The organism is Streptococcus suis (genome assembly GCF_046032115.1).
GTDB lineage: Bacteria > Bacillota > Bacilli > Lactobacillales > Streptococcaceae > Streptococcus > Streptococcus suis_AJ.
This window is the reverse complement of sequence record NZ_JARQOZ010000004.1, coordinates 90,693-99,964: the sequence shown is the minus strand read 5'-3', so window position 1 is coordinate 99,964 and position 9,272 is coordinate 90,693. Positions and strand designations below refer to the sequence as shown.

At 43.2% G+C, this 9,272-nt stretch carries 4 protein-coding genes; all 4 read right to left on the bottom strand.

The window, feature by feature from the left end; translation table 11 throughout:
* Window positions 1-110 precede the first annotated feature (110 nt).
* Window positions 111-737 (bottom strand): NAD(P)-dependent oxidoreductase, encoded by a 627-nt coding sequence (locus P7J36_RS02685; protein ID WP_408552149.1) that lies wholly within the window; start codon window positions 735-737, stop codon window positions 111-113.
* A gap of 135 nt (window positions 738-872) precedes the next feature.
* Window positions 873-1,292: an Rrf2 family transcriptional regulator gene (locus tag P7J36_RS02680; RefSeq protein WP_398581753.1), complete on the bottom strand. Its 420-nt coding sequence runs from the start codon at window positions 1,290-1,292 to the stop codon at window positions 873-875.
* Window positions 1,276-2,370, bottom strand: coding sequence for a DNA polymerase IV (gene dinB / locus P7J36_RS02675; protein WP_408552148.1), 1,095 nt, complete (start codon window positions 2,368-2,370; stop codon window positions 1,276-1,278). Before dinB ends, P7J36_RS02680 begins: the two co-directional genes overlap by 17 nt.
* A 273-nt stretch (window positions 2,371-2,643) precedes the next feature.
* Window positions 2,644-9,075 carry an endo-alpha-N-acetylgalactosaminidase family protein gene (locus tag P7J36_RS02670; RefSeq protein ID WP_408552147.1) on the bottom strand — a complete coding sequence of 2,144 codons (6,432 nt, stop codon included), beginning with the start codon at window positions 9,073-9,075 and terminating at the stop codon, window positions 2,644-2,646.
* Window positions 9,076-9,272 lie beyond the last annotated feature (197 nt).

Here is a 9,272-nt window from a genome sequence, read left to right as displayed (position 1 = left end):
CTTACCGTGGCGATTTTTCTTTTTGAAAGTTTGAAAAGCTATGATGGGTAGGGCATAACCAACTACGGGAATGATTCAAGACGGAACTATCTTTTGGATCATTTAATTTTTTATGCAAATACAGAAATACGTTCTTTGCTGTAACCACCTTTTTCAGCAATGTCAACTAGAGCCACTGCGTAGTCTGCGTAGCTGATATAGCTTTGACCTTGGGCATTGACTTGGAAGACCTCACCAGCGAGGGTATAGGCACCTGATTTAGGACCTTCCGCATCAAAATCTGCAGCCGGGCTGATATAGGTCCAGTTAATAGCTGTCGCCTGACGGTAGATAGCAAGACCTGCTCCCATAGCTTCAGCGATTGGTAGGTATTCAGCAGGGAAATCTGGTGTATCTTTCAGCATAACTGTCTGGCTCTCGTCTAAATAAAGACTGCCTGCACCACCAACCACCAAGAGACGAGTTGGGCTATCCGCAAGAATAGTTGCTAGATGCTCAGCCAATCGACTGTGACCTGGCAAGGTTTCTGGCGTCCAAGCACCAAAGGCATTGACCACCACATCAAATCCGGCCAAGTCTTCCTTGGTCAAATCCAAAGCGTCTTTTTGGATCACTTCTTGAGCAGCACTCTTGTTTTCAGAACGAACAATGGCCGTCACCTGATGACCACGTTCTACTGCTTCCTTGGCAATAGCTTGACCTGCTTGACCGTTGGCTGCGATAATGGCGATTTTCATATTGTATACCTCACTTGTTTTGTTGTAATATTTTTATTTACAACAACAGTATAACCCCGTTTTGTTGTAATGTCAATTATTACATCTCGGAATTTTAAAAAAATCACCACAAAGATGATTTTTCTTGAAATATGGCTACAATTCTGTCAATAAATCAGCAATGGTCGTTTGTCCCAACTCTCTTTCCAAAGCAGACTGGGCATTTTCCAAACGGCTATCTAGTAGGGGATGAATATTTCGGCCTACCTGACAGTTTGGATTGGGCTGCTCATGAAAGCCGAAGAGTTGGCCTTTTTCTCCAAACAACTCTACAGCCTGATAAACATGAAGGAGAGTAATCTGGTCCGGAGCCTGTGCCAAGCGTGCTCCACCAACCCCACGCGCCACCTGAACCAAGCCTGCCTCTTTGAGCTGAGCCAGAATATTGCGGATAATGACAGGATTGACACCCACACTACCTGCTATGCTGGTGCTGGTCTGTTTTTCCTTGTCTCCCTCCAAGGCCAGCAGGACCAAAATGTGACTGGCAATGGTAAATCTACTCGATATTTGCAATTTGATTATCTCCTTCCATGAAATTGGTAACGGTCACCCCTAATAAGCGGATCCCTTTTTCAGCCTGCCCAACCTCTTCAAATAGTTGCCGAACTTCTCTTTCAATCACGTCCACTTGATTTGTAGCATCCTCCACGCTATGCCGTTTTGTCAAGGTCGAAAAATCTCCATAACGAACCTTCAAGACAATGGTCCTGCCCTTTTTCTCATTTCTTGCTAAACTAGCCGCGACCCGTTGACAAAGACTGACTAGTTCTTTCATCACATCTTCATCACGATAAAGGAGCTTACGGTAGGTTCTTTCCTTTCCGATAGACTTGCGCACTCGGTTAGGTTTGACTGGACTATTTGAAATGCCCCTGGCCTTCCGATACAAATCATAGCCAAAACGACCAAATGTATCAATCAAGGTCATCTCTGGCACATCCAACAAATCCTTCCCTGTAAAAACTCCCATCTCATGCAGACGTTCCACCGTTTTCTTACCGACACCGTGGAATTTGTCCACAGGCAGGGAAGCCAATACTCCAACAGCATCTTCAGGCAAAATCAAGGTCAAACCATGCGGCTTTTCCATATCCGAGGCAATTTTGGCTAGGAATTTATTGTAAGAAACACCTGCAGAGGCTGTCAAATGGAGTTCATTCCAGATGTCGTATTGAATGAGTTTTGCGATTTTGACCGCTGACCCGATTCCCAACTTATTTTCCGTCACATCTAGATAGGCCTCATCAATGGACATGGGCTCCACTAGGTCCGTATAGCGATGGAAAATTTCTCGAACCTGCCGCCCAACTTCCTGGTATTTTTCATAATTGCCAGAAATAAAAACAGCTTGTGGACAACGTTCATAGGCTTCTTTTGAAGACATGGCCGAATGAATACCAAAGGCACGCGCCTCATAATTACAGGTAGACACAACTCCCCGACCGCCAGACAACCTCGGATCTGCCCCGATAATAACAGGTCTGCCTTTCAAATCTAGATTATCTCTGACCTCAATGGCAGCAAAAAAAGCATCCATGTCTACATGAATAATTTTTCGAGATAAGTCATTGATTAACGGAAAAATTAACATGGCTACTCCTTTCTGCTGCTTCCTTCTAGACATATTATAGCCTATCTAGCCAATTTTTTCATAAAGAGAACATTATACTCAATGAAAATCAAAAACAGACTAGGCGACGCAGATGCAGATAGAACTGAAGTTCATCAAATCAAGTCAACAACGTCTGATTTTGATTTTCGAAGAGTATTAACTGAAAAACGGTTCAATAAACAAAAGAGGCAGGTCCGAGACCTACCTCTAATGTATTTGGAGAACAAGCAATGTTATTCTATTCTGAAATGACTATTCTGGTCGTCTTCTTCGAGCTGCCATAGCCATTAGACCGACTAAACCAGCTGCTAGGAGCAGACCTTGTTCAGTTTCTTCACCTGTTTGCGGTAATGTAGCTGAAGTAGCTTTTGCTGGTTTTGGAGTAGCAGCTTCTTTTACCAAGCTTGCTGGATCAATACTTGGAAGAGCCTCTGCTGTAGGAGCTGTATTCGGAACTAAACCTCCTTCAAAAGCAGGCAATGGTTCTGCTTTGACACTATCACCTTTTGCAATTACAAGAGGTGGTAGTTCTCCCAATGGAAGAGGATCTGCTTTGGTACTTTCTCCTTTAGCAGTTACGATGTCCTCATCTGGTTTGACTGGTTCATCAACTGGTTTTTCGCCTGTGTCTGGTTTTGTTGGCTCGTCAACTGGTTTTTCGCCTGTGTCTGGTTTTGTTGGCTCGTCAACTGGTTTTTCTCCTGTGTCTGGTTTCGGTGTCTCAGGAGCTGTAGTAGAAGAGTGGCTTGCTAGCCAGTCATTCAACATCTGAGTAGCGTCATCCACCAATTCTTGACTAGTCGAATCAAGAGATGCCAGAGCATTTTCAAGTAATTCAGTTAGAACTGCCAAATCCTCTGCCGAATAAGCAGTTTGGTCTACAGCCTCCGCTTTAGCAATCGCTGCCTCAAGATTTGCTGTATTAACAGCTGTCTCTGTCGGCTTATCAACTGGTTTTTCTCCTGTATCTGGTTTCGGAGTTTCGGTTGTATTGCCTGGATTTTCAGGCGTTTCAGTAGTAGTGCCTGTTGTATTCCCTGGATTAGCTGGTGTTTCTGTAGCATTCAAGCGAGCAACTGTAGCATCTAAGATATTTGCTGTCAAAAGATTTGCAGCTTCGACAGAAGCCATAAAGTCTTCCACTTCTTTGACAAGAGCTGTCTTACCTGCTGAACGTGCGGCCGCAAGGGCTGCTTCATAAGGTGCCTTATCAAGGGTGGCTTCTTCCTGAACAGGTGTCAAGAAGCGGAATTCTGCAGCGGACATGAATTGATCTGCAGTATCACCGTATGAGGCAGTACCTGTAATCACAATCTTCTTAGCCTTAATTGTCTTACCGAAATCAATTGTCTTAGTAGCACTTGTTGCTGGCCAATCCGCACCAGTAAAGGTATGTTCCACGTTTTGATCATCCGTAATCACCAATGTCAATGCTTTCAAGATACCGTTGCGGCCTGATTGTCTCGGCACGTATTCAAAACGTTGAATGTCAACTGGTCTACGAAGGTTGACTGTCGCTGGCTCATTAATATGACGGCCATTCCATGGTGTGTGCCAGATAGTAGAAGGATTGCCATCAAAGGCTTTAGCTAGTTCTTCACCTTCTTGAGCGTTAGCCTGAGCCAAGCCAATATCTTCATTTGTGATTGCTGTTTTCTTCACTTGAAGATTTTGACGGGCTGTATTGGCAGTAGCAATCAAGGTACGAGCTTCTTCGATACTAATATCCTCAGGAGCTGCAGACACTGCTAACAAAGCTTCTTTGTACGGTGCCAAACTTGCTTGAGTATAGTTTTCATTCAAGACTGGAGTATTCAAGTTAAAGTAATCCGTTGTCAACAAATGACCAGTCAAGGTAACTTCTTCGATCACCAGATTATCCAGCATAAAGTCATTGTAGCCTCGGAAGTTAGCGTTTCCACTAGTATCTCCCTTGGTATCACCACCACGGCGAGTTGAGAAGATACCAACCCAAGTATTGCCAGACTCTGCACCTGTAACTAAGAAGCTTGCTTTCTCAGCCTTATCACTACCTTCCCATGAATTGTTCAATGGATTCAGCGTTAGGCTACCGGCATCATTGTTATAACGTCCTTCACCGATAGCAAAGGCATAAGTTCCATTGGAACCAGCTTCATAATCAAAGCTTACACGATAGGCCTTGCCAGCTTCAAAGCGGAAGTTTTGTGGAATAGTTTGGTAAACAATGCTATTGCGAGCTGTCAGACCATTTGTCTTGAGTGACCAAGTGCCTTCAATGACATCGTCCACCTTCTTACCATTCCAGCCACGTTGAGTGTATGGAGCATGTTTTTCTGCTAGGTGGGTACGGTTGTCCTCAACTCGTTCAATACCACCGATAACAAATGGGAAAATACCTTGCGGAACACTCTCAAAGTTTTGCTTGAAGGTACCAGCAGTTGTATTGTGACCACCTGCAAACATCGTTGAGTCATTTTCAAAGACACGAATTTCATCAAAATAGGTTGCTGCAGCATCTGCATCGCGAGATAGGGTCAAGCGTACATTATCCACATTGTCTCCAGTTGTGAAGAAGACATACATATTTTGGAAGTAACTTGTATTGTCAACTGTCGCATTCTGTCTCAATGTGTTATGAGCATAGGCTTTAACGTAGTTCAGAGCAATAGACTCATTTGTATAGTTTGTAACTTCTGAACTGCCTGTATTGACTGTAATGCTAGCTTTTGCTGTACTGCGGTTGTCTACCCCTACATAAGCTGCATAGCTGGTATTTGGTTTCAGGCCAGTCAATTTTTGACTGAGACTAACTTTGGATGTATTGCCTTCAATACGGAGCATATCGTTGGCACCTTGGGATTTGACCAAAGTAGCCTTGCTAGTATCACCATCAATTGTCCAATGGTCCAGCTTACCTGAGTTAAAGCCTTGGTCATAGATATGCATGCCGTCGCTCCAGGACATCTCTGGATTTGTCTGCGGAGATTTATATAGAACATACGGCGCATTTGCATCAGCTTGAATGGTAATTTGACCATTTGTTACTGCCAATTCTTGAACATCTGTCTTACCAAGCTCAGTAAGTTTGTAGAGATAAACCTTATTACCAGTCCAATCTGATGGGAGGGTCCAGGTTGTAGCACCTGCTTCTTCGTTGAAGTAGTACATTTTGTGTTTGTCACTGGTCAGGTCATTACCATTCGCATCCCAGTTCCAAGGCACCAAGTAAGCTGCTCCATCTTGGATTGTACGACCATTCAAGGTTACTGTACGTTGGCGGTAGCCAGCATTGTTAACATCATTTGACTTACGTCTGAGCAAGAGTTTGTTACCATCTTCATCTTCTAGACCAATTTCCATTTCAGGTGTCCATCTGTAGGTTTCACCATGGTCTGTCATGGTAACTGGTGTACCGTTCTTCCAGCTTGTTACCTTAAAGTGCTGGATATACTTGGTCATGAGGTTATTAGCAAAGAGGTTTGTAATATAGCCATTGTAATCGCTACGACCTTGCCAACCCTCGAAGTCTTTCATATTGTAACCACCGAGAAGTGGATAGTTGGCTGCACCACCGTAGGCTGGGAAATCACCAACCCAAGAATCTTTTTGGTGGTTTCGGATAAAGCGAACAATGTTACTGTTAATACCTTTTAGACGGTAGCCGCCGTAGGTCAAGTCTGCTGCCCAGTGTTGGAAGGTCGAGTCATATTCACCTGCATAGCCCCATTCAAAGGCATTTCTCCAACCCTGCATATTGATTTCCTTGGAGAGAATATGGGTTTCCCAAGCATTTTCGCCACCAGATTGACCATTACCCCATACATCGACGTAAATAAAGTCTAATCCGTCACCCAATTCTTTCTTCAAGTCTTCCCAACGTTTCAAACGATTGTGAGCCAAATCATAGTGACCACTAATGTTGATACCTTGGTCAATCCAGTTCCAACCATAAACGTACTCGCCATTGGCGTGACGACGAAGAATTTCTTCAGAGAAGTATTTAGATTCTGGATAGGTTTCAGATGCGTTAACGTGAATACCTAATTTTGCACCATATGGTTGTGACTTTTCAATCAAGGTCTTGAAGTCTTCTGTGCCACCGATACGGTTACCAATATCTGCGTAGTTCAAGTGACCGGAGTCATGACCTTCACTACCATATCCTTTAAGAAGAACGCTTTGACCGAGACCGTCTGTATGAAGGGCAATCTTCTTGATACCATCCAGAGTCATCAAGAATGGGTTTTGGGCTTGTGAACCAAAGTTCATGGCAATACGGTAAGCTACCAATTCTGGTACGTATTCATGCCCTTTTGGATTGTTCATAATTTGACGGTAGGCAATAGCACCATCTTGCCAGTCTACTACATTGTCTTTGTTGGCATCTTTTGTAAAGACAACCTTAGCACTTGGTAATTCCAAAGTATAGGCTGGATAAACAACACGGTTATGTTCTTTTTGCCACTGCCAAGGTGAGCTGGCAATACCATAATGAACACCTGTTTCACCATCTAGACTGTAGCGTTCACTGTTTGCAGTCAGACGAGTAAAGTCATCTGCACCACCTGTACCGTGTTGTGAATTGCTCCATACCGCAGCAGCTAGCTTATCAGTAGAAACAAATCCATACATAAATCCTGCACTAGAGCTTGGTGTATTGTCTTGCACATCTACGTGACGATCACCTGTTTGGTGAGTATTGGTAGACATACGTGCACCGTCAAACTTAGCACCATCCTGTGTGCTAGCCACCGATACTAAGTTATTATTGGCAAAAGAGATACTTTGTACCAATTTAGCAACATCATCAATGGTCTGACCAGGAGTTACTTGGTTTCGGTTGTTTACTTCTGTCACATCAAAGTGTAGCTCATTTCCAGCAACCTCTACCTTAACCTTGATAGCAACATTTAGTTTCTTAGCTTCATCAACAACATCTAGAACATACTCTGCAACTCTGTCACTTACCTTATTGAAAGTAACTGTTGGTGTAACTTCGTAATCATTGATTCTGAGGGTACGGATTGGATTGACTTGACCATAAACCTTTTCACCCTGCATCGTATATTCTTTGATACGTGGGAAGGCACGGTCAATCTTAGCAGTAAGAACGTCTGAAGCAAGGGTCTCGTAAGAAACATTGCTATCATTTAGTACAATTGCATCTTCTGCTGTTGTCTCAACTGGTTTGACGCCGTCTTGGTTGTCTGCAACCACGTTAACCTTGGTTAGTTGTTGGCCATAGGTTCCCAATTTCAAGGCAATGCGCTTGTCATTTGCCAAGGCTTGACGAACTTCTGTTCCGACTGTATAGGTATCAAATAAGTTCTGACCATTGACAGTCGCATTTAATTGTCCATCTGACTTATAAGAAATCTCTAGGCGGTTGGTGCTTCCCTTAGTTGGTGCTTGAACACTGCGATTGCTGAGGTAATTACCTTGACCATTTACCTTATATTCCCAGAACCAACCACCACTGTCATAGCCGACAAAGATATGGTTGCGTTCATCCCTGTGTTTCAAATAGACACCAAAACGACCATGACCTGCTTCTGAATTTTCCACAAAGGTCACTGCAAGGTTGGCGTTGTCCGAAGCATCTACTGTCAAGCCTTCTTTAACAAACAAGGCTACATTCTCAGAATTGTTATTAGATGTAGTAGAAGCAAGGGCATTATAGCGAACACCATTTACTTCTACGACACCAACTGTTCCTTGAACAGTCGATGCTGGACGCCAGTCTGGTCCAATGGTTGTAGGAGCTGTATTTTCAGTTGCTACTGGGGTTGGTGTAGTTGGAGCAGTAGGTGTATTCGTCTCTCCTGTACCAGTTGTGGCATTCGTTATTGGCTGGCTAGCAGTTTCTGAAACTCCTTCTTGGTTTTTAGCAACAATATCTACCACTGTACGGTCAGCATCACGGCTAGTTACTTTTAATTTTGCTGAGCGTGTATTCTTCAAGTCATTCCAAGCTGCTTCGGGAATTTGCTGAGCCGAAAACAGTTCCTGAGCCTCAGTCATGGAATCTGAAAGAATAGAAGCAGAAATTTCCCCAGTAGATGTTAGGTTAACACTTAATTCATAGAGAACATTTCTTTCAGGAGCAGGTACCCGTTGCCCTTGGTACCATGTGCTTCCGCTTGGAGACTTGTACTCCCAGAACCAACCACCTTTATCATATCCAACTAGGACATGTTTATTTTGATCAGTATGATTGAGATAAACACCAAATCGAGCCTTTTCTGGTTCAGAACGTTCTACAAATGACAATGATACCTCCGCACTGCCATCTGCATTCATCTTCAAGTCAGCATGTTCAAATGTTCCAATATTTGTTGAATTATCCTGGCCTTCCACAGAAGATAGGCGGTTGTACCGAATGCCGTCTTCTTCAACGACTTCAACTGTACCGGCCGGTGTAGAAGTTGGTGTCCATTCTGGACTAACAGCTGTTTCTGTTGCACCTGCTGCTCGCTCTGTTCCTTGCGTGCCACTTTCAGAAACATTTCCTTCATTTATATTGCTAGCATCATTATTTTCTACCGATTCAACAGGAGTATCGGCAGGTGTGTTCCCTTCTGCCAATACTGTTCCTCCAGAAAACAGAGAAATTCCTACGATAACTGAAGCCGCACCTACTGTCAATTTTCTAATCGAATAGCTATTCTTCTTAGAAAATAGGTTCTTAGAGTAAGCTCTCATCGTCTGCCTCCTTTTAATATTTTATTATAAACTTAATATACACATCATATTCTACATGATACCGCTTTCTTTGTCAATATATCAATCTATTATGTTTGACTTAGATGTGTTTTTTTAATATAATGTTATAAAGTCAAAGGTACTAAATAGAGAGGCATTTCCTTGCTGCTTGGAAAAAAATTCAATCTATTTTTCAG

Bases quoted from the DNA above. Each gene is read 5' to 3' on its own strand.
- P7J36_RS02685 (WP_408552149.1), bottom strand. From the start codon at position 737: ATGAAAATCGCCATTATCGCAGCCAACGGTCAAGCAGGTCAAGCTATT.
- dinB (WP_408552148.1), bottom strand. From the start codon at position 2,370: ATGTTAATTTTTCCGTTAATCAATGACTTATCTCGAAAAATTATTCAT.
- P7J36_RS02670 (WP_408552147.1), bottom strand. From the start codon at position 9,075: ATGAGAGCTTACTCTAAGAACCTATTTTCTAAGAAGAATAGCTATTCG.